Genomic DNA, 18,236 nt, shown 5'->3' on the forward strand with positions numbered 1-18,236 from the left:
AGCGTACGCCGACGGGGTTGGTTCCGGCGGGCCGGTGCGCGCGGGATCAGACCTGGCGGGGCTCGGCGGCGGCGGACCCGTCCCCGGTGCCGGCCTGGTCGGTGATCTCCCGGGGCAGTCGCAGCGGCAGCGGCTCGCGGACCGGCTTCGCCTCCTGGCCCCGGTCGACCACCAGGCCGTCCAGGCACTCGGCGAGCGGCCCGGCGACGACCGGGTCGGTCGCCAACGGGCCCTGGAACACGCCACGGACCATCCAGCGCGGCCCGTCGACGCCGACGAACCGCAGGTTGGTCGGCCCGTCCGGGGTGCGTACCTGGGCGTGCAGCTCGGCGCCGTACTCGCCCTCGACCTCCTGGGCGGTCGCACCGTCTTGGAGCAGCGACTGGCGGATCTCCTCGCGCACCTCGTCCCAGATCCCCTCGGACCGGGGGGCGGCGAAGACGCCGAGCTGCAACGCGTTGTCGCCGTGCACCAGGACCACCTGCTGGATCACGCCCTGCGGGTCGGCCTGCACCCGCACCTCCACCTCGGCGATCGCCGGGATGTGCAGGCTGCCCAGGTCGAGACGCTCCACGTCGTCGTTGACCTCGGAGATGTCGTACGGGCCGCGCACGAGCGCCGGCGCCTCGGCACCGCTGTCGAGCACCTCGTCGGTCCGCTCGTCACGGATGCTCCGCTCGGCACCGGCCCGCTTTCGGGAGAAGATCACTGCGCCCACCCTCCGCTGTTCACGCTCACCCTGCCACCTCTTCCGTCCGCCCGCGGTCCGGCCGCTGTTCGGCCCGGTCCTGGCCCACCGGCGACGGCACCAACCCGGCGTGCCCGCCGGTGGAGCCGTGCCCGCCGGTCCCACGCCGGGACTCGGGCAGCTCGGCCACCGGCTCGAACCGCGCCCGCGCGACCCGCTGGACCACGAGCTGCGCGATGCGGTCGCCGCGAGAGATCAACGCCGGCGTCTCCCGATCATGGTTGATCAGGTTGACCAGGATCTCACCCCGGTAGCCGGCGTCGACCGTACCGGGCGCGTTGAGCACCGTCACGCCGAGCCTGGCCGCCAGGCCGGACCGGGGGTGGACCAGGCCCACGTACCCCTCCGGGAGCGCGATGGCCACGCCGGTGGGCACCAGGGCCCGGCCGCCGGGCGGCAGCCGCACGTCCGCGGCCGCCACCAGGTCGGCACCGGCGTCGCCGGGATGGGCGTACGTGGGTAGTGGCAGCTCGGCATCGAGCAGCCGTACGGGCACGGGTACGACGTCGGTCACGGTTCCTCTTCCGTCCGGTTCACGGGGTGACCCTGCCATCCTGCCGGTTGCCCGGGCCGTCGTGCGCCGTACCCTCGCAGGAGTGAGCATGTCGCCCTCCCCGACCGTCGGTCGACCGCCCGCCGCGGCCCGCCCGGCGTACGCCGAACGGCTGGCCCTGCCCTGGTGGCTGTGGCTCGCCGGGCTGGTGGCCGCCGCGCTGGTGGCCGTCGAGATCTGGATGGGCGCGTCCGGTGTACGCGCCTGGCTGCCGTTCGCGGTGCTGCTGCCGGTCACCGCGGTCGGGCTGTGGTGGCTGGGTCGGATCCGGCTCGCCGTCACCGATGCCGAGCTGCGGGTGGACGACGCCCGGCTGCCGGTGCGCTTCGTGGCCGACGTGGTGCCGCTGGACGCCGCTGGCCGCCGTGAGGTGCTCGGTGTCGGCGCGGACCCGCTCGCGTTCGTTGTGCAGCGGCCGTGGGTCGGCGGCGCCGTCCAGGTGGTGCTCGACGACCCGGCCGACCCCACCCCGTTCTGGGTGGTGAGCACCCGGCACCCGGTCGAGCTGGCCGAGGCGGTGCTGGCCGCCAGGGACGCCCGACCGCTGGCCGACCGGCCGGCTGCCGAGTCGGACTGACCGGGTCAGGTGCCGGTCGGCGGCCCGGGCAGGGCTGCCGGCGGCGCCGGCCGAGCGATGGCGCGTCGGCGTAGGTCCACCTGAAGCTGGTCGGCCATCGACCGGGTGGCCCGGCGGTTGAGGAAGCTGGCGACCGCCGCGCCGGTGAGGAACGGCCCGAGCGTGGTGAGGTTGCGCCCGAACCGTCGGAGCAGCGTGTCCCGCAGCTCCTTGCGGGCGGCGGTGCCGAGCACGGCGGCCGCGCCCACACCGGGGACCATCGGGTTGATCCCGCGCTGGGTGGCCCAGGAGTGCACCAGCGCGACCGCCCGTTGGCTGCCGGCGCCCGGCAGCTCCACGCCGTGGATCTCGTGCAGCTCGCCGATCAGTTTCAGCTCGACCGCCACCACGGCGACCGTCTCGGCGGCGAGCAGCACCGGCGCGGAGAGCAGGGTCGGGGCGACCGTCCACTCGACGGCGGCGACTCCCCCGCCGGCAGCGCCGATTCCGGCGGTCGTCCGGGCCGCGTTGCGGATCAACCGCTCGGCCAGGGCCTCGTCACTCAGCCCGGGGAAGTGCCGGCGCAGAGTGGCCAGATCCCGCACCGGTACGTGTGGGGCGACCTCGGTCACGGTGTCGACCATCCAGCGCATGGCGGCGCGGGGCTTGAACAGGTCGGCGATGCCTCGGGCGCGGGCCTGCCCGACCATCCGGGTGAGCAGTTGGCGGCGCCGGGCGGGCTCGATGTCGTCGGCGGTCAACGCCGCGACGGTGGCGCCGAGATCCTCGACGTCACCGCCGTTGGTGTCGCCTCGCTCGCTCATGTGGATCGAACCTCCCGGTGACTCGGCTACCGCTACGAGTCAAGCAGGTCCCCACCCGTGTTGCACGGCTACGTCAGCAGCGGCGGCCCCGATCAGGAGGCCGCCGCTGGTGTTTGTGCGTGTCAGACGCACTCGCGGCAGATCAACTCGCCGTTTCGCTCGACCGCCAGCTGGCTGCGGTGATGCACCAGGAAGCAGCGGGCGCACCGGAACTCGTCCTGCTGCATCGGTAGCACCTTGACCGTGAGCTCCTCATCGGCCAGATCGGCGCCGGGCAGCTCAAAGCTCTCGGCCACCTCGGCCTCGTCGACATCCACCGCGCCCGACTGTGAGTCGACGCGCCGGGCCTTGAGCTCTTCCAGGCTGTCCTCGCCGAGGTCGACCTCGTCGCGACGCGGGGCGTCGTAGTCGGTGGCCATCGGTTTTCACTCTCCCATATCGATGTTGTCGCTTCCCGGTTGTAACGCCGGGCGACGCTGTTTCGGTTCCGCTGGCCGGCCACCAGTTGTGTCGGTCACCCGACCCGGGGACCGAACGGGTCGAGACCGCTGGGGCGACTCCCCTGCGAGCGCGGAACCTTACCCCCCCTTGGGCGAGGCATGTATACCGCCCTCGCGGCTGAGATGTACGCCCCTGCGCGCGAAGTTGTTCCCAATGTGATTCAGGCGACACGAAGATAGGGGTAGTAGTACCCGGTTCGCGGTCGGCGCGCCGGCATGTCGGACTGTTTCCACGCGACGGCCGGACAACCGTTAACCTCAGCGGCGTATTCGACGGCCGGCGGGTCCGTGCGACCGCCGCCACCCACCTGAGGTCCCGGGGAGCGCCCAGATGAGTTTTGCGCGAGTGCGAGCACTCGTCGTCGTCGGTCTACTGGCGGTGCTGGCCCTGACCTTCGTGGTCATCGCCGTGGTCCGCGACACCCAGGGCAATGCGGGCACAGCCGCGAGTTGCCCGGACGGCTGGCCGCTTGCCGACGTCACACTGCGCGAGACCAAGGACGTCAAGATCAATGTGCTGAACGCGACGGACGAGGCAGGCCGGGCCGCCACCGTGGCGGACGACTTCCGCAACCGCAAGTTCCAGGTCATCAAGGTCGGTAACGCCAAGGCGATCAACGACGTGGCCATGCTCAGGTACGGCCCCAAGGGTGTCGGCTCCGCGCACCTGCTGAGCGCGTACTTCCTCGACCAAGCCACGCTGGGGTACGACGAGAAGCGCACCGACGACACCGTGGACGTGGTGCTGGGCGCGGCCTTCCAGCAGCTGGCCACCACGACCGAGGTGAACCAGTCCCTCGGCGACCTGGGCGCCCCGGAGGCGCCTGCGGGCTCCTGCCCCGCGCCGAAGAAGTGACTCCGTACCCCGGCGGGCGCTGCCAACCACCACGCCCGCCGGGGTGCCAGCTCTCGATCTGACGGCGCCGGATCGCCGGGCGCCACGGCCGCCGGCACACCGTGGACGCCCGACCAGACGCCGCCGGGGGTGCTGTCGGTGCCGGGTCGGCGGTCAGGGGCCGCCGGAGGCGTCCAGGGCGGCCAGCCGGTCGTGCAGTGGCGCGAAGAGCGCGGGTGGGGCCGCGAGCACCAGGTCCGGGCCGGCCGGGCGGCCGGACAGGCCGCCGACGCGTACGCCCCCCTCGGCGGCGACCAGGCCACCGGCCGCCAGGTCCCAGGCGGCCAGGCCCTTCTCGAAGAACGCGTCCAGCCGCCCCTCGGCGACCAGGCAGAGGTCCAGCGCGGCGGCGCCGAGCCGGCGGATGTCCCGCACGTGCGCGATCAACCCGGCCACCACCTGGGCCTGGTGCGCCCGGCGGCCAGCGTCGTAGCCGAAGCCGGTGCCGACCAGCGCCTGCCCGAGGTCGGTCTCGCCGGAACAACCCAACCGGACGCCGTCGCGCCAGGCGCCGCCCCCGGCCGTGGCGGTCCACTCCTCGCCGGTGATCACGTTGCGCACCACCCCGGCGACCACCACCCCGTCCACCTCGGCGGCCAGCGACACGGCGCTGTGCGGCAGCCCGTACAGGTAGTTGACCGTGCCGTCGATCGGGTCGACGATCCACCGCACGCCGCCGGGCCCGACCGGCCCGGTGTCCCCCGTGCCGTACTCCTCGCCGAGCACCGCGTCGTCCGGCCGCAGGCGGTGCAGCGCGTCGAGCACCTGGCGCTCGACCGCCCGGTCGGCCGCCGTGACGACGTCGGTGACCGTACTCTTGGTCGCGGCCACGGAAACGCCCTCGACCCGCATCCGGTACGCGGTGGCTGCCGCATCCCGTGCGACATCGATCGCGATCGCCAAAAGGTCCTGCGGTAGCGGCGTCGTTCGGTGCATCCCACGTCCCCTTCCCGCACGACCGGGGCGTTCCGGGCCACGCGCGAGTATCATCCTTACAAAGTCCACATCTGCGCCGAATCGGCGGTCCCCACCGCCGGTACGCCGTGCGGCGCAGGATGATCGCCGCAGACGGCGTTACAATTCACCCCTGCCCACGCGGCACGGACCGCCGACCACCGGCCGGACCGTGACACGAGGGTCCCTCAAACACATCGCCCGGCGTGGTGCCCCACGCTGCGCCGGACGACCCGGCCTTGCTCGCTCTTCGCCTCCGGAAGGTCATTCGTGACAGAACCCCGCCAGACCGGCGCCGACGTTCGCTCGCTCACCGACACCCTGATCGCCCACGCGCAGAGCGCCGGTGGCCAGCTCACGTCGGCCCAGCTCGCGCGCACCGTCGAGTCCGCCGAGGTGACTCCGGCCCAGGCCAAGAAGCTTCTGCGGGCGCTCTCCGAGGCGGGAGTGACCGTGGTGGTGGACGGCTCAGCGAGCACCCGCCGCAAGGTCGCTGCCGCTCGGTCCACCACGCCGGCGTCCCGGGCCACCACCGCCAAGACCACCAAGAAGGCCGCCGCGCCGGCCCCGAAGCAGGCCCCCGCCTCCGACGAGGGCCCGTCGACGCCGGGCCCGCGCAAGGTAGCCGCGCGCAAGGCCACCGGCGAGACCGCCGCCGCGAAGGCAACCAAGTCGACCCGGGCCACCAAGGCGACGGTCGCCGCCGCCACCGGCACCAAGCCGGCCAAGGCCGGCGCCGAGGGCGAGATCGACCCGGAGGAGCTGGCCGCCACCATCGAGGACGTGGTGGTCGAGGAGCCGGCCGAGTTGGCCCAGGCCGCCGAGGCGGACGCCGCCAGCTCCGCCACGGACAACGACTTCGAATGGGACGACGAGGAGTCCGAGGCGCTCAAGCAGGCCCGGCGGGACGCCGAGCTGACCGCCTCCGCCGACTCGGTCCGTGCGTACCTCAAGCAGATCGGCAAGGTCCCGCTGCTCAACGCCGAGCAGGAGGTGGAGCTGGCCAAGCGGATCGAGGCCGGCCTCTACGCCGCCGAGCGGCTGCGCGCGGCCGACGAGGGCGAAGAGAAGCTCACCCGGGAGATGGTCCGCGACCTGGGCTGGATCTCCCGCGACGGCGAGCGGGCCAAGAACCACCTCCTGGAGGCAAACCTCCGCCTGGTGGTGTCGCTGGCCAAGCGGTACACGGGACGCGGCATGGCCTTCCTGGACCTGATCCAGGAGGGCAACCTCGGCCTGATCCGCGCGGTGGAGAAGTTCGACTACACCAAGGGCTACAAGTTCTCCACGTACGCCACCTGGTGGATCCGGCAGGCGATCACCCGCGCCATGGCCGACCAGGCCCGCACCATCCGCATCCCGGTGCACATGGTCGAGGTCATCAACAAGCTTGGTCGCATCCAGCGCGAGCTGCTCCAGGACCTGGGCCGCGAGCCCACGCCGGAGGAGCTGGCCAAGGAGATGGACATCACACCGGAGAAGGTGCTGGAGATCCAGCAGTACGCCCGGGAGCCCATCTCACTGGACCAGACCATCGGCGACGAGGGCGACAGCCAGCTCGGTGACTTCATCGAGGACTCCGAGGCCGTGGTCGCGGTCGACGCGGTCTCGTTCTCGCTGCTGCAGGACCAGCTCCAGCAGGTGCTGCAGACGCTCTCCGAGCGTGAGGCGGGTGTGGTACGCCTGCGCTTCGGCCTGACCGACGGCCAGCCTCGCACGCTGGACGAGATCGGCCAGGTCTACGGGGTGACCCGGGAGCGGATCCGGCAGATCGAGTCCAAGACGATGTCCAAGCTGCGTCACCCGTCCCGGTCGCAGGTCCTCCGGGATTACCTGGACTGAGCGGGTTTCGTCAACAGAACGTGTCGTTTTGACCACCTGGTGTGCATCGCCAGATGGTGATCGTCCGGATGCACGAATGTGATCGTTGACGTGGCACCCTGGGTGCACGGCACACTGTCCCTGCCATGTGTGACCTCGGTCCCCCGCGGGCACACAGGGAAGGCAAGGCCTGGCAAGGGTGTTGCACGATAGGTGAGCAACGACCGAAGAGATTGTTCATCGGTGACGACCAGAGGAGGAAGGCGATGAACTCGACCCTCACGCCGCCGCCCGAGACGGTGGCTCCCCCAGCCGCCGATGAACGGTGCGACCGCTGCAATGCAGCCGGCAAGCTCCGGATCACCCTTGAGGGTGGGAGCGAGTTGGTGTTCTGTGGGCACCACGCGAACAAGTACGCGGAGGATCTCGTGAAGATCACCGTTCGGTTCGCGACGGACCCTGAGTTCAGCTGGCGTGGCGCCGATCTGATGGCGAACTGAATCCCGCATAACGACATAGCCGACCACCCGCCCCAGGCGCCCACGATCCGGCCGGTACCGCCCGTGGGGGCCAGCGGAGAGGGCGGGGCTCGTGTGCAGGAACGGGGCTAGAGGGTCTGGACGGTGGCGATGCGTTCCTCTAGCTGCTCGATGGTGGCCTGCGCGCTCGGCGGGCCGCCACAGAGGCGGCGCAGCTCGGCGTGGATCTTGCCGTGGGGCTGGTTGGTGCGGTGGTGCCGGGCGGCCACCAGGGCGTTCAGTTGGCGCCGGAGCGCCACTCGGCGCTGGGCAGCACTCATTGGTGCCGGCGGCGCCGCAGTGGGCGCAGCGGCCGGCTGAGCGGCCCCCTCGGCGGTCCGGCGACGTTGGGCGGCGAGTTGATCGGCCTGCCGTTTGGTCAGCAGTAGGGAGACCTGGTCGGCGGTGAGCAGGCCGGGCAGGCCGAGGTACTCCTCCTCCTCGGGGGTGCCCGCCTGGGCCGCGGTGCCGAACGACGCGCCGTCGAAGATCACCTGATCCAGCTCGGCGGTGGCCGACAGTGCGAGGAACCGCTTCTCCAGCTCACCGCTGGCCTGGTCGTCGCGCTGGGCCCGTTCGAGCAGATCGTCGTCGAAACCGTCGGATTCCTTGGGCTTGCCGAGCACGTGGTCCCGCTCGGTCTCCATCTCGCTGGCCAGCCCGAGCAGGTGCGGGACGCTGGGCAGGAAGACCGACGCGGTCTCCCCGGTCCGGCGGGCCCGGACGAACCGGCCGATCGCCTGGGCGAAGTAGAGCGGCGTGCTGGCGCTGGTGGCGTAGACGCCGACCGCGAGCCGCGGGATGTCCACCCCCTCGGACACCATCCGCACCGCGACCAGCCACCGCTGGTCGGACGCCGCGAACGTCGCGATCCGCGCGGACGCTCCCTGGTCGTCGGAGAGCACCACTGCGGCCTTCTCGCCGGTCAGCTGTTCGACCAGCTTGGCGTACGAGCGGGCGGTCTGCTGGTCGGTGGCGATGATCAGACCGCCGGCATCGGGCATCCCGGCGTTGCGCAGCACGGTGAGCCGGGCGTCGGCGGCCCGCAGCACCTGCGGCATCCAGTCCCCGGCCGGGTCCAGCGCGGTACGCCACGCCTGGGCCACCAGGTCCTGGGTCATGGGCTCGCCCAGCCGGGCCGCCAGCTCCTCCCCCGCGTTGGTCCGCCAGCGGGTCTCCCCGGAGTACGCGAGGAAGAGCACCGGCCGGACCACGCCGTCGCGCAGCGCGTCGGAGTAGCCGTACACCGAGTCGGCGCGGGAACGCATCAGCCCGTCACCGCCCCGCTCGTAGCTGACGAACGGGATCGGGTTGTCGTCGGAGCGGAACGGGGTGCCGGTGAGCATCAGCCGGCGTACGGCGGGCTCGAAGGCGGCCTTCACCCCGTCACCCCAGGAACGGGAGTCGCCGGCGTGGTGGATCTCGTCGAGGATGACCAGGGTGCGTCGCGTCATGGTGCGCCGCCGGTGCACCTGCGGGGCCATCCCCACCTGCGCGTAGGTGACCACCGCGCCGTGGAAGTCGGCCGCCGAGTGCAGGTCGGCGTTGCGGAAAGCGGCGTCGAGCTGGATGCCCACCCGGGCCGCCGCGTCCGCCCACTGGTTCTTCAGGTGCTCGGTCGGCGCGACCACGGTGACCGCCTCGACCGTGCCGTCCGCGAGCAGCTCCGCGGCGATCCGCAGGGCGAAGGTCGTCTTGCCGGCACCCGGCGTGGCGACCGCCGTGAAGTCGTCGGTACGTCGGCGCAGGTATTCCACCAGGGCCTTGCGCTGCCAGGCGCGTAGTGCCGGGAACGTCTCGAGCACCGGCGTCCGGGCTGCCACGCGAAGCTCCTCTCCGACCGCACGAAGGCGGAAACGGGGCGAGGGCCGCGAGTGCCGCCGCCCATGAAAACGCCTCCGCGCAGAAGCTGCCGCGAAGGCCGACTCAGCATAACCAGCGCGAGCCCCACAGCCCAGGCGACGCCACGCTGGTCACATCGGCACCGCCAGCCGAGCGGTCGCCCGGGTGCGTCACCACTCCCGGTCGGTACGCCGTGGCGGCCGCGCCGTCGCCACCGGAGCGGACCAGCGGCGGCGCAGCGCGACCAGGCGCAGCCCGAAGACCAGCACCGCGGCGGCGGTGAGTGGCGCTGGCCCGGCCTGATCGGCGAGGTAGAGCACCGCCACGACGACCGAGCCGACCAGCGCGGCCACCGCGTAGATCTCCCGGCGCAGCACCACGGGGATCTCGGCGGTCAGCAGATCCCGACCGAGGCCCCCGCCGATCGCGGTCAGCATGCCGATCAGGCAGGCACCCACCGCCGGCACCCGCGCGTCGAGTGCCTTGAGCGTGCCGGTCACGGTGAACAGGCCCAGACCCGCCGCGTCCAGCACCAGCACCGTGGTGCGCAGCCGGGCGAGCTGGGGATGGAGCCAGAAGACGGCGAGCGCGGTGATCGCGGCGGTGCCGGCGTACCGCCAGTCGGCGAAGGCCAGCGGCGGCGACTCGTCGATCACCAGATCCCGGAAGATCCCACCGCCGAGGGCGGCCACGAAACCGACGAACGCGACGCCGAACAGGTCGAGTCGTTTGGCCACCGCCGCCGAGGCCCCGGACGCGGCGAACACCGCCACCCCGGTCAGGTCGGCGAGGAGCAGGGCGGTGGAGGTGGTCACCGCCGCAGGCTACGTCGCGGGCCGGGGCACCGGCCCGGGTTCACTCGCGGTACGAGTCGTAGATCTCCTTGCACTTGGGGCAGACCGGCGAACCCGGCTTGGCCGCCTTGGTGACCGGGAAGGTCTCGCCGCAGAGCGCGACGACGAAGGTGCCCATGACGGCACTTTCGGCGATCTTCTCCTTGCGGACGTAGTGGAACATTTCGGGACCGGTGTCGGCGTCCTTCAGCTCCGGACGCTCGAGAACCTCTGTGCTCACGTCTGCACCTCCAACCATCAAGTTTGGCAGCTCCCCGCGGCCGGGTCCACTTGAGCCCGGCCAAGGTCCAACAACGTACGGTGGGCGACCGTGACTGACTTTCACATTCGCTTCGGCACCGAGGTGGCCGACGCCCTGCGCGACGGCCGGCCCGTCGTCGCCCTGGAGAGCACCATTGTCTCGCACGGCCTGCCCAGGCCGGAGAACCTGCGGGTGGCCCGGGAGATCGAGCGGGCGGTCCGGGACGCTGGGGCGGTACCGGCGACGATCGGCATGATCGCCGGCGAGCTGGTGGTCGGCCTGGACGACGCGCAGCTGACCCGGCTGGCGACCGTCGACGGGGTGACCAAGCTCTCGGTCCGCGACCTGGCGGTGGCGGCCGCGACCGGGGCGGACGGCGCCACGACCGTGGCCGCGACCAGCGCGGTGGCCGCCGCGGCCGGGATCGGGGTGTTCGCCACCGGCGGCCTGGGCGGCGTGCACCGGGAGGCGGAACACACCTTCGACGAGTCGGCGGACCTGATCACCCTGGCCCGCACCCCGATCACCGTGGTCTGCGCCGGGGTCAAGTCGATCCTCGACGTGGGTGCGACGCTGGAGCGGCTGGAGACCCTCGGGGTCGCCGTGGTGGGCTACCGGACCCGCCGCTTCCCGGGCTTCTACCTGACCGACGCCGGTTTCGACCTGGACTGGTCGGTGGAGTCGCCGGAGCAGATCGCCGCCGTGCTCGCCGCCCGTGACCAGCAGGCCGTGCACGCCGGCGGCCTGCTCGTCGCCAACCCGCTGCCGGTCGATGAGCAGCTCGACCCCGAGCTGCACGACCGGACCCTCGCCGACGGCCTCGCCCGGCTGGAGCGCGACGGGGTGACCGGCAAGGCCGTCACGCCCTACCTGCTGGCGCACTTCCACTCGGCGACCGAGGGGGCGAGCCTGGCGGTCAACGTCCGGATCATCCTGCGCAACGCCGACCTGGCCGCGCGGATCGCGGTCGCCGCCGCCCGCACCACCGCCCTTCCCGCATGACCCAACCGCCCCGGGTGATCGTCGTCGGCGACGTGATCACCGATGTGGTCGCGGTGCTGTCCGGGCCCCTCATGGCCGGCTCGGACACCGCGGCCGAGATCCGCTTCAGCGGTGGCGGCCAGGCGGCCAACACCGCCGCGTGGGTCGCCGCGCAGGGAGTGGACGTGACGCTGGTCGGCGCGATCGGCGACGACGACGCGGGGCGGGACCGGGCGGCCGAGCTCGAACGCGCGGGCGTGGACTGCGCGCTCGAGCGGATCGAGGGCACGGCGACGGGCACGGTGGTCGTACTCGCCACCGAGGACGAGCGCACGATGGTCAGCCAGCGGGGCGCGAACCTGCGGCTGAGCGTCGCGCACGTCGAGCGGGCCCTCACGGCGGTGCCCGACGCTGGGCACCTGCACCTGTCCGCGTACACCCTGTTGGATGTGGGGTCGCGCGGCGCCGGGCTGCGGGCGTTGGCCGCCGCCCGCGAGCACGGGCTCACCACCAGCGTCGACGCGGCCTCCGCGGCGCCGCTGCGGCGGATCGGTGCGGCGGCCTTCCTGAGTTGGGTACGCGACGTCGACCTGCTGCTGGTCAACGCGGACGAGGCGACGGTGCTGGCCGGCGGCCTGGACCCGGCGGCGCAGGGGCGTGCGCTGACGGCGGCGGCCCGGCGGGTGGTGGTCAAGCGTGGCGCGGCCGGCGCGGTCTGGGTGGACCGCACCGCACCGGTCAGCGTGGCCCCGGCCCGACGGGTGGCCGTGGTGGACGTCACCGGGGCGGGCGACGCCTTCGCGGCCGGTCTGCTCACCGCCTGGCTCGGCGGCGCCACCGCGTCGGCGGCCCTGAACCGGGCCGCCGAGCTGGGCGCTCTGGCCGTCTCGACCATCGGTGCCCGGCCGCATCCGTGAGGCGTCGGACCCTGGCCCGTACGCGGGTCAGGGTTCGACGTCGATGACCTTGTGCGACCGCTCCTCGGCGGTGAGGCTCATCGGCGGGGTGTCGTCCTTCTGGCGGGGGTGGAACCGGTTGGCCAGCCGGTGCTCCTCCTTGGGCGGCCGGTCGTTGGCCAGCAGCACGGCGAGCCACGGGATGAGCACCATGCCGAGGGCGCACAGCGGCAGCCAGAGCCAGAGCAGGGGTGCGTTCACGCCGACCAGGATCGCGCCAACGATGATGCAGGCCACCCGGATGCCCATCATCAGGACATAGCGGCGCTGCCGGCTGGTGAGCTGATCATTCTGGCTGCGCGAGGCGTCGGTGATCAGAATCGGCTGGTACGCCTGACGCTTCACCATGAACCTCCTCGAGGGGATTACGACTCATCCTGTCACCGCCCGGCCGTGATCAGCGAAATTCGACGCATCACACCTCGTGTTACGTGCGTGGTACGCTCCGCGGTGTGGGCAGCAGGTTCAGCTTCACCGACGAGGCGTTGGCCAACCTGAGGGTCTACGACGTCACGCCCGGGGAAGTCTGGGAGGCGCTGCACAGCGCCCGACGGGTGATCCGCCACCTGGGCGACGACGTGATGGTGGTCTACGCCGCCGGCCGGCGGGGCCGACGACTGGCGGTGCTGCTCGCCGAGGCTGATGGCACCGACAACGACTGGGACATCCTCTCCGCCCGCGAGCTGAGCGACGTGGAGTCCAAGCGCTACGACGAGGCCGTGCGGAGATCTCGGTAGATGAGGAGGCCGTGACGATGCACCGTGACGACGCGACCAAGCAGTTCCACAGCGGCGACGAGCGGCTCGCCGAGCTGATCGACGACAGCCCGGCGGCGGACCTGCCCACCCCCGACACCGACGAGCCGATGGTGAGCCGATCGGTCCGGCTGCCGCTGGAGACCTACGAGCGGGTGCGGGCCGCGGCCGACGCCCGGGGCATCGGCGTCACCACGCTGATGCGTCAGTGGATCGAGACGGGCCTGGCCGACCTGGACGACTCCGCCACCGTCTCACTCGCCGACGTCCGGCGCGCGCTGGCCTCGCTGGCCCACCCCACCGCCGCCTGAGCGACCGGCTCAGTTGCCGGTGGCCTTCGCCTTGGCCGCCGCCTTCATCTGCTGCTTGTACTCCCGCACCCGGCGCAGCGAGTCCACGTCGGTGACGTCCGCCACCGACCGGTACGCGCCCGGGTCGCCGTACCCGCCGGCGGCCTCCCGCCAGTCCTGCGGCGTCACCCCGAACCGCTTGCCGAGCAGCGCCACGAAGATCTGCGCCTTCTGCTTGCCGAAGCCGGGCAGCTCGGCGACCCGACGCAGCAGCTCCGGCCCGTCGGCGACGTCGTTCCAGAGCCGGGCCGCGTCACCGTCGTAGCGGTCCACCAACGCCTGGCAGACCTCCTGCACCCGGGCGGCCATCGCCTTGGGGAACCGGTGCAGGGCGGGCGGGCCGGTGAAGAGCACGAGCAGGGCCTGCGGGTCGTACCCGGCCAGCTCCGCCGCGTCCAGGTCATGACCGAGCCGCTGCACCAGCACGTACGGCGAGGAGAACGCCTTCTCCATCGGCACCTGCTGGTCGAGGACCATGCCGAGGAGCAGGGCCAGCGGGCTGCGCTCCAGCAGCCGGTTGGCCTCCGGGTCGATGGGAAGCACGAGCGTCATGCCTGCCATCTTGCCCTGACCGGATCGACCGGTGAAATCCGGCGCAACCGGACCTTTCGCTAGACGGCCTCACCTACGGCCGGCCGCCGACCCGCGACCGGACCGGATGCGGCGGGTGGCGGCGACCCGCGGCGGGCGGAGAGGCAGGATGACGGGGTGGACGGATACGACATGCTGCTCTCCCCCGCTGGCATCGACGCGCTGCGGACCGCGCTGACCCGGGCCGGGTTCACCAGCAACGGCATCGCCGACCGGCTCGGCGCGCAGGCCACCAGCGCGGTGGCGCGCAACGACTACCGGGCGGCACTGCGGGCCACCGAGGACCGCGACCCGCTGGGCACCCTGATCCGGGTGTTCATCTGCGACCAGATCGAGTCGGAGACGGCGGTGGCCGCCGCGCTGGCGCCCCTGAGCGTGGCGGACGCGGTGGCCGGCGGGCTGGTCGAGCAGCACGGCGACGGCCTGCGCGCCAGCGTCGACCTGGAGCCGTACGGCGACGACTGGTGGGTGCTCGCCGACGTGCCGGCCAGCGCCCGGCCGGGCCGACCCCTGCACGGCGAGCACGTGCTCGGTCTCGGCGGGGCGACCCACACGCTGATCGGCGCGACGATCCGGCGGCCGGTCGACACCGCACTCGACCTGGGCACCGGCTCCGGCATCCAGTCCCTGCACCTGGCCACCCACGCCAGGTCGGTCACCGCCACCGACCTCTCGGAGCGGGCGCTGCGCTTCGCCGCGACCACCGCCGCCCTCAACGGCCAGGACTGGGAGCTGCTGCGCGGCGACATGGTCGCACCGGTCGCCGGGCGGCGCTTCGACCTGGTGGTGAGCAACCCGCCGTTCGTGGTGGGCCCGGGCACGACCACGCACGTCTACCGCGACTCCGGGCGGGTGGGCGACGCGATCGGCGCCGAGCTGGCCGCCGCCGCGCCCGGCCTGCTCACCGAGGGCGGCACCATGCAGTACCTGGCGAACTGGGTGCACGTCGCCGGCGAGGAGTGGGACGAGCGGGTGGCGGGCTGGTTCGCCGGGACCGGCCTGGACGCCTGGGTGATCCAGCGCGAGGTGGCCGACCCGATGGCGTACGTCGACCTGTGGCTCACCGACGTCGGCGAGAGCGCCGACCCGCAGCGGACGGCCGCATGGCTGGACTGGTTCGACGCGCACAAGGTAGAGGCCGTCGGCTTCGGCATCGTGTCGCTGCGCCGGGGCGGGCACGCCGACCCGGTGGTGCGGGTGGAGGACCTGCGCCAGCGGGTGCAGCCGCCGCTGGGCGACCAGGTCGCCGCCTGGTTCGACCGCCAGGACTTCCTGGGGGTACGCGACACCGGGGCGCTGCTCGCCGAGCGCTACCGGGCCGCCGACGGTCTCCAACTGCGCCAGGAGGCCACCATGGGCGAGGAGGGCTGGGCGGTGGACCGGCAGGTCCTCGCGATGCCGAACGGCCTGCGCTGGACCGAGGAGATCGACCCGCTGGTGCTGGCGCTGGTCGGCGGGGCCGACGGCCGGCTGCCGCTGCGCGACCAGCTCGCCCTTCTGGCCGCGGCGCACGACGTCGAGCCCGACGAGCTGGCCGAGGCGGCCGGTCCGATCGTCGCGCACCTGGTGGAGCGCGGCATCATCGAGCCGGTGACCCCCTGATGCGGGCGGTCGACGCGACGGCTCCAGCGGTGGTCAGCTGATGCGCGCGGTGGTGCAGACGGTCGGGCAGGCCAGCGTGACGGTGGCCGGCGAGGTGGTCGGCGCGATCGAGGACGGCCTGCTGGTGCTGCTCGGGGTGACCCACACCGACACCGTCGAGACCGCCCGGACGATGGCCCGCAAGGTGCACGAGCTGCGCATCCTGGACGACGAGCGGTCCGCCGCCGACACCGGCGCGCCGATCCTGGTGGTCAGCCAGTTCACCCTCTACGGCGACGCCCGCAAGGGCCGCCGTCCGAGCTGGACGGCGGCGGCACCGGCCGAAGTGGCCGAGCCACTGGTCACCGAGGTCGTCGAGGCGCTGCGCCAGCGCAACGCCAAGGTGGAGACCGGCCGCTTCCGCACCCACATGCTGGTCCAGAGCACCAACATAGGCCCCCGAACCCTCCTCCTGGACCTCTGACCCGACCCACCCGCAGCCAGCACCCTCAGCGGTGATCAAGAGGTTTGCGTCACCGCCAGGGCGGATTCTGACGCAAACCTCTTGATCACCGGTGGGTCCGGGCCGGCGAAGGTCGGGTGGGGTGGCGCGGGTCAGGAGAACAGGCCCCGGCGGGTCAGGGACTGGCGGAGCCAGTTGTCCAGTTCGGCGGTCCAGTCGGTGCGGTCGGCGGCGGCATGGTCGACCGTGAACCGGCCGAAGGCGTCCCGGCCCTCGGTGAAGACACCGCCGCGCTTGTCGACCTCCAGCACCACCTGCATCTGCTGCGCGTCGGCGATGAAGGTGACCTCCAGCTGGTTGATCGAGCGGGCGTACTGCGGTGCCGGGCTGAACTCGATCTCCTGGTAGAACGGCAGAGTCTGCCGTACGCCGTAGATGTGACCGCGCTCCACATCGGCGCGGGCGAAGCGGAAGCCGAGCCGCAGCAACGCGTCCAGCAACCGCTCCTGCGCCGGCAGCGGGTGCACGGACACCGCGTCCAGGTCACCCTTGTCGACGGCCCGGGCGACCTCCAGCTCGGTCCGCAGCCCCATCGTCATGCCGTGCAGGTGCTGGCCGTACAGCTCGGTGACCGGGGTCTCCCACGGCACGTCGAAGCGGAACGGGATGTCGTAACGCTGCCCCGGCTCCAGCCGGAACGCGCCGGTGACCTGCTGACGGTGGAACTCCTGGGTGGTGTCGTAGTCGTTGTCGCCACTCTCCACCTCGACCCGGGTGACCAGGCCGAGTGCCACGTGGTCGACGTCGACCTGGTGGTCACCGCCGACCACTTGGATGCGCCCCTCCAACTGGGTGCCCGGGCGGCAGTTGGGATTGGCCAGCACCGTCTCCACCGACGGGCCACCGACCCCCATCGCCTGCATGAGCCGCTTGAAGACCACGCTGTCCTCCACCTCCAGACCACGGCCGACCCGGGTTGGCCGACCGTCGGCACCGTAACCGGGGCGGGCAAGGCGGCACCGGGAGGACACACCGGGTTGCACATTCCGGCGACACTCCCCTCCGTCGATCCGACGGAATTCCTGTCGGGTGGCCGATCGCCTCACTCCCGTTTCACGCCCCGCCCGCCAAGCTGTGTCTCACACCGGCACCACTGGGCCGGAGACGTCGGCACAGACGTGGACACGGGGAGAGACAGAGATGGTCCTGCAGATGACGGAACACCGGATGCGCACGGCCGCCAGCACCGACACCGACGCGGCCACCGAGGTCCTCGCCGACCTGGACGCCACCGACGAGCGCGGCATCTCCACCGACCTGGTCCGGGCGTACCTCAACGGGATCGGCCGGACGAAGCTGCTGACCGCGGCGCAGGAGGTCGACCTGGCCCGGCGGATCGAGGCCGGCCTGTTCGCCGACGAGAAGCTGGCCACCTGCACCCCGGTCTCGCCCGAGCTGCGGGCCGATCTGGAACTCGTCGTCGCGGAGGGCCGGGCGGCCAAGGACCACCTGTTGGAGGCGAACCTGCGGCTGGTGGTCAGCATCGCCAAGCGCTACACCGGGCGCGGGATGGCCTTCCTCGACCTGATCCAGGAGGGCAACCTCGGCCTGATCCGCGCGGTGGAGAAGTTCGACTACGCCAAGGGCTACAAGTTCTCCACGTACGCCACCTGGTGGATCCGGCAGGCGATCACCCGTGCCATGGCCGACCAGGCCCGCACCATCCGCATCCCGGTGCACATGGTCGAGCAGGTCAACCGGATGGTCCGGGCCCGTCGCGAGCTGGCCGTCACGCTGGGCCGCGAACCCACGGTCGCCGAGGTGGCCACGGCGTTGGACATCCCCGAGTTCCAGGTCATCGAGCTGATCTCCTACGACCGGGAGCCGGTCAGCCTGGACCAGGCCGTCGGTGACGACGGCGAGAGCGCGCTCGGTGACTTCGTGGCCAGCGTGGACCCGCGCAACGAGCCGGGCGACGCCGCCGCGCAGGGCGAGCTGCGCAACGAGGTGAGCATCGTGCTGGCGACGCTGTCCCAGCGGGAGCAGGCGGTCATCCGCCTCCGGTTCGGGCTGGACGACGGTCGGCAGCGCACCCTGGACGAGGTCGGCCGCGAGTTCGGTCTGTCCCGGGAGCGGATCCGGCAGATCGAGAAGGTCACGCTGTTGAAGCTGCGGGCTCCGGAGCGTGCCCAGCGCCTGGAGGCGTACGCCTGCTGACGCACCGGTTCGCACGGAAGCCCTGGCGGTTCGCCG

Annotated in this window: 22 protein-coding genes; 11 read left to right on the top strand and 11 right to left on the bottom strand. The window is 72.3% G+C overall.

The genetic code is table 11. The annotated features are described in order from the left end of the window. Window positions 1-46: 46 nt before the first annotated feature. Both V6V47_RS04050 and dut read right to left on the bottom strand, forming a co-directional pair. Window positions 47-709, bottom strand: a complete 663-nt coding sequence (locus tag V6V47_RS04050) for a DUF3710 domain-containing protein (protein WP_334626590.1) — start codon at window positions 707-709, stop codon at window positions 47-49. A gap of 25 nt (window positions 710-734) precedes the next feature. Further along, window positions 735-1,262 (bottom strand): dUTP diphosphatase, encoded by a 528-nt coding sequence (gene dut / locus V6V47_RS04055; RefSeq protein ID WP_334626591.1) that lies wholly within the window; start codon window positions 1,260-1,262, stop codon window positions 735-737. An 88-nt stretch (window positions 1,263-1,350) separates the two neighbouring features. Here dut and V6V47_RS04060 point away from each other — a divergent pair, with 88 nt between their 5' ends. Further along, window positions 1,351-1,878 (top strand): DUF3093 domain-containing protein, encoded by a 528-nt coding sequence (locus V6V47_RS04060; protein WP_334626633.1) that lies wholly within the window; start codon window positions 1,351-1,353, stop codon window positions 1,876-1,878. Window positions 1,879-1,883: 5 nt separating this feature from the next. Here the strand turns inward: V6V47_RS04060 and V6V47_RS04065 are convergent, their stop codons facing one another. Beyond that, window positions 1,884-2,681 carry a hypothetical protein gene (locus V6V47_RS04065; protein ID WP_334626592.1) on the bottom strand — a complete coding sequence of 266 codons (798 nt, stop codon included), beginning with the start codon at window positions 2,679-2,681 and terminating at the stop codon, window positions 1,884-1,886. Between the two features lie 122 nt (window positions 2,682-2,803). Next, window positions 2,804-3,100, bottom strand: a complete 297-nt coding sequence (locus tag V6V47_RS04070; RefSeq protein ID WP_007075406.1) for a DUF4193 domain-containing protein — start codon at window positions 3,098-3,100, stop codon at window positions 2,804-2,806. 427 nt (window positions 3,101-3,527) lie between these two features. Between V6V47_RS04070 and V6V47_RS04075 the strand changes: the two genes are divergently transcribed. After that, the gene (locus V6V47_RS04075) at window positions 3,528-4,037 is read left to right on the top strand and encodes a LytR C-terminal domain-containing protein (RefSeq protein WP_334626634.1); all 510 of its coding nucleotides are present in this window, start codon (window positions 3,528-3,530) and stop codon (window positions 4,035-4,037) included. 153 nt (window positions 4,038-4,190) lie between these two features. On the opposite strand, the gene V6V47_RS04080 is transcribed toward V6V47_RS04075, so the two are convergent. Continuing rightward, window positions 4,191-5,012 (bottom strand): inositol monophosphatase family protein, encoded by an 822-nt coding sequence (locus V6V47_RS04080; protein ID WP_334626593.1) that lies wholly within the window; start codon window positions 5,010-5,012, stop codon window positions 4,191-4,193. 288 nt (window positions 5,013-5,300) lie between these two features. Here V6V47_RS04080 and V6V47_RS04085 point away from each other — a divergent pair, with 288 nt between their 5' ends. Both V6V47_RS04085 and V6V47_RS04090 read left to right on the top strand, forming a co-directional pair. Further along, window positions 5,301-6,872 carry an RNA polymerase sigma factor gene (locus V6V47_RS04085; RefSeq protein ID WP_334626594.1) on the top strand — a complete coding sequence of 524 codons (1,572 nt, stop codon included), beginning with the start codon at window positions 5,301-5,303 and terminating at the stop codon, window positions 6,870-6,872. A gap of 245 nt (window positions 6,873-7,117) precedes the next feature. Beyond that, on the top strand, window positions 7,118-7,351 hold the full coding sequence (locus tag V6V47_RS04090; RefSeq protein ID WP_334626595.1) for a DUF7455 domain-containing protein: 234 nt from the start codon (window positions 7,118-7,120) through the stop codon (window positions 7,349-7,351). A gap of 107 nt (window positions 7,352-7,458) precedes the next feature. On the opposite strand, the gene V6V47_RS04095 is transcribed toward V6V47_RS04090, so the two are convergent. The 3 genes from V6V47_RS04095 to V6V47_RS04105 form a co-directional block, all read right to left on the bottom strand. Then, the gene (locus V6V47_RS04095; protein WP_334626596.1) at window positions 7,459-9,192 is read right to left on the bottom strand and encodes a DEAD/DEAH box helicase; all 1,734 of its coding nucleotides are present in this window, start codon (window positions 9,190-9,192) and stop codon (window positions 7,459-7,461) included. Between the two features lie 189 nt (window positions 9,193-9,381). Beyond that, entirely contained in the window at window positions 9,382-10,026 is a 645-nt protein-coding gene (locus V6V47_RS04100) for a trimeric intracellular cation channel family protein (protein ID WP_334626597.1), read from the bottom strand. Window positions 10,027-10,066: 40 nt separating this feature from the next. After that, entirely contained in the window at window positions 10,067-10,303 is a 237-nt protein-coding gene (locus V6V47_RS04105; protein WP_334626598.1) for a DUF3039 domain-containing protein, read from the bottom strand. Window positions 10,304-10,375: 72 nt separating this feature from the next. Between V6V47_RS04105 and V6V47_RS04110 the strand changes: the two genes are divergently transcribed. Both V6V47_RS04110 and V6V47_RS04115 read left to right on the top strand, forming a co-directional pair. After that, window positions 10,376-11,308, top strand: coding sequence for a pseudouridine-5'-phosphate glycosidase (locus V6V47_RS04110; RefSeq protein ID WP_334626599.1), 933 nt, complete (start codon window positions 10,376-10,378; stop codon window positions 11,306-11,308). Beyond that, complete coding sequence (locus tag V6V47_RS04115) at window positions 11,305-12,204, top strand: carbohydrate kinase family protein (protein WP_334626600.1); 900 nt, start codon at window positions 11,305-11,307, stop codon at window positions 12,202-12,204. The genes V6V47_RS04110 and V6V47_RS04115 overlap by 4 nt, the downstream gene beginning before the upstream one ends. A gap of 27 nt (window positions 12,205-12,231) precedes the next feature. Here V6V47_RS04115 and V6V47_RS04120 read toward each other — a convergent pair whose 3' ends face one another. Then, a complete protein-coding gene (locus V6V47_RS04120; RefSeq protein ID WP_334626601.1) occupies window positions 12,232-12,591 on the bottom strand; it encodes a DUF3099 domain-containing protein in 360 nt (119 codons plus the stop codon). 104 nt (window positions 12,592-12,695) lie between these two features. Between V6V47_RS04120 and V6V47_RS04125 the strand changes: the two genes are divergently transcribed. Together V6V47_RS04125 and V6V47_RS04130 are read left to right on the top strand one after the other, a co-directional pair. Beyond that, complete coding sequence (locus tag V6V47_RS04125; protein ID WP_124816076.1) at window positions 12,696-12,980, top strand: hypothetical protein; 285 nt, start codon at window positions 12,696-12,698, stop codon at window positions 12,978-12,980. 17 nt (window positions 12,981-12,997) lie between these two features. Continuing rightward, the gene (locus tag V6V47_RS04130; protein ID WP_334626635.1) at window positions 12,998-13,309 is read left to right on the top strand and encodes a hypothetical protein; all 312 of its coding nucleotides are present in this window, start codon (window positions 12,998-13,000) and stop codon (window positions 13,307-13,309) included. Between the two features lie 9 nt (window positions 13,310-13,318). Here the strand turns inward: V6V47_RS04130 and V6V47_RS04135 are convergent, their stop codons facing one another. Beyond that, complete coding sequence (locus V6V47_RS04135) at window positions 13,319-13,909, bottom strand: HhH-GPD-type base excision DNA repair protein (protein WP_334626602.1); 591 nt, start codon at window positions 13,907-13,909, stop codon at window positions 13,319-13,321. 147 nt (window positions 13,910-14,056) lie between these two features. Between V6V47_RS04135 and V6V47_RS04140 the strand changes: the two genes are divergently transcribed. Continuing rightward, on the top strand, window positions 14,057-15,541 hold the full coding sequence (locus V6V47_RS04140) for a DUF7782 domain-containing protein (RefSeq protein WP_334626603.1): 1,485 nt from the start codon (window positions 14,057-14,059) through the stop codon (window positions 15,539-15,541). Between the two features lie 40 nt (window positions 15,542-15,581). Next, window positions 15,582-16,004: a D-aminoacyl-tRNA deacylase gene (gene dtd, locus V6V47_RS04145; protein WP_334626604.1), complete on the top strand. Its 423-nt coding sequence runs from the start codon at window positions 15,582-15,584 to the stop codon at window positions 16,002-16,004. A gap of 131 nt (window positions 16,005-16,135) precedes the next feature. On the opposite strand, the gene V6V47_RS04150 is transcribed toward dtd, so the two are convergent. Then, window positions 16,136-16,924 carry a sporulation protein gene (locus tag V6V47_RS04150; protein WP_334626636.1) on the bottom strand — a complete coding sequence of 263 codons (789 nt, stop codon included), beginning with the start codon at window positions 16,922-16,924 and terminating at the stop codon, window positions 16,136-16,138. A 259-nt stretch (window positions 16,925-17,183) separates the two neighbouring features. Here V6V47_RS04150 and sigB point away from each other — a divergent pair, with 259 nt between their 5' ends. Next, entirely contained in the window at window positions 17,184-18,200 is a 1,017-nt protein-coding gene (gene sigB / locus V6V47_RS04155; RefSeq protein ID WP_442934179.1) for an RNA polymerase sigma factor SigB, read from the top strand. Window positions 18,201-18,236: the final 36 nt, after the last annotated feature.

Origin of the sequence: Micromonospora sp. CPCC 205539 (assembly GCF_036906815.1) — a bacterium.
In the GTDB taxonomy this organism is placed as follows: domain Bacteria; phylum Actinomycetota; class Actinomycetes; order Mycobacteriales; family Micromonosporaceae; genus Micromonospora.

Excerpts from the sequence above, each read along its gene's own strand:
- V6V47_RS04060 (WP_334626633.1), top strand. The coding sequence starts at position 1,351 with ATGTCGCCCTCCCCGACCGTCGGTCGACCGCCCGCCGCGGCCCGCCCG.
- V6V47_RS04065 (WP_334626592.1), bottom strand. The coding sequence starts at position 2,681 with ATGAGCGAGCGAGGCGACACCAACGGCGGTGACGTCGAGGATCTCGGC.
- V6V47_RS04070 (WP_007075406.1), bottom strand. The coding sequence starts at position 3,100 with ATGGCCACCGACTACGACGCCCCGCGTCGCGACGAGGTCGACCTCGGC.
- V6V47_RS04080 (WP_334626593.1), bottom strand. The coding sequence starts at position 5,012 with ATGCACCGAACGACGCCGCTACCGCAGGACCTTTTGGCGATCGCGATC.
- V6V47_RS04090 (WP_334626595.1), top strand. The coding sequence starts at position 7,118 with ATGAACTCGACCCTCACGCCGCCGCCCGAGACGGTGGCTCCCCCAGCC.
- V6V47_RS04105 (WP_334626598.1), bottom strand. The coding sequence starts at position 10,303 with ATGGTTGGAGGTGCAGACGTGAGCACAGAGGTTCTCGAGCGTCCGGAG.
- V6V47_RS04115 (WP_334626600.1), top strand. The coding sequence starts at position 11,305 with ATGACCCAACCGCCCCGGGTGATCGTCGTCGGCGACGTGATCACCGAT.
- V6V47_RS04120 (WP_334626601.1), bottom strand. The coding sequence starts at position 12,591 with ATGGTGAAGCGTCAGGCGTACCAGCCGATTCTGATCACCGACGCCTCG.
- V6V47_RS04130 (WP_334626635.1), top strand. The coding sequence starts at position 12,998 with ATGCACCGTGACGACGCGACCAAGCAGTTCCACAGCGGCGACGAGCGG.
- V6V47_RS04135 (WP_334626602.1), bottom strand. The coding sequence starts at position 13,909 with ATGGCAGGCATGACGCTCGTGCTTCCCATCGACCCGGAGGCCAACCGG.
- dtd (WP_334626604.1), top strand. The coding sequence starts at position 15,582 with ATGCGCGCGGTGGTGCAGACGGTCGGGCAGGCCAGCGTGACGGTGGCC.
- sigB (WP_442934179.1), top strand. The coding sequence starts at position 17,184 with ATGGTCCTGCAGATGACGGAACACCGGATGCGCACGGCCGCCAGCACC.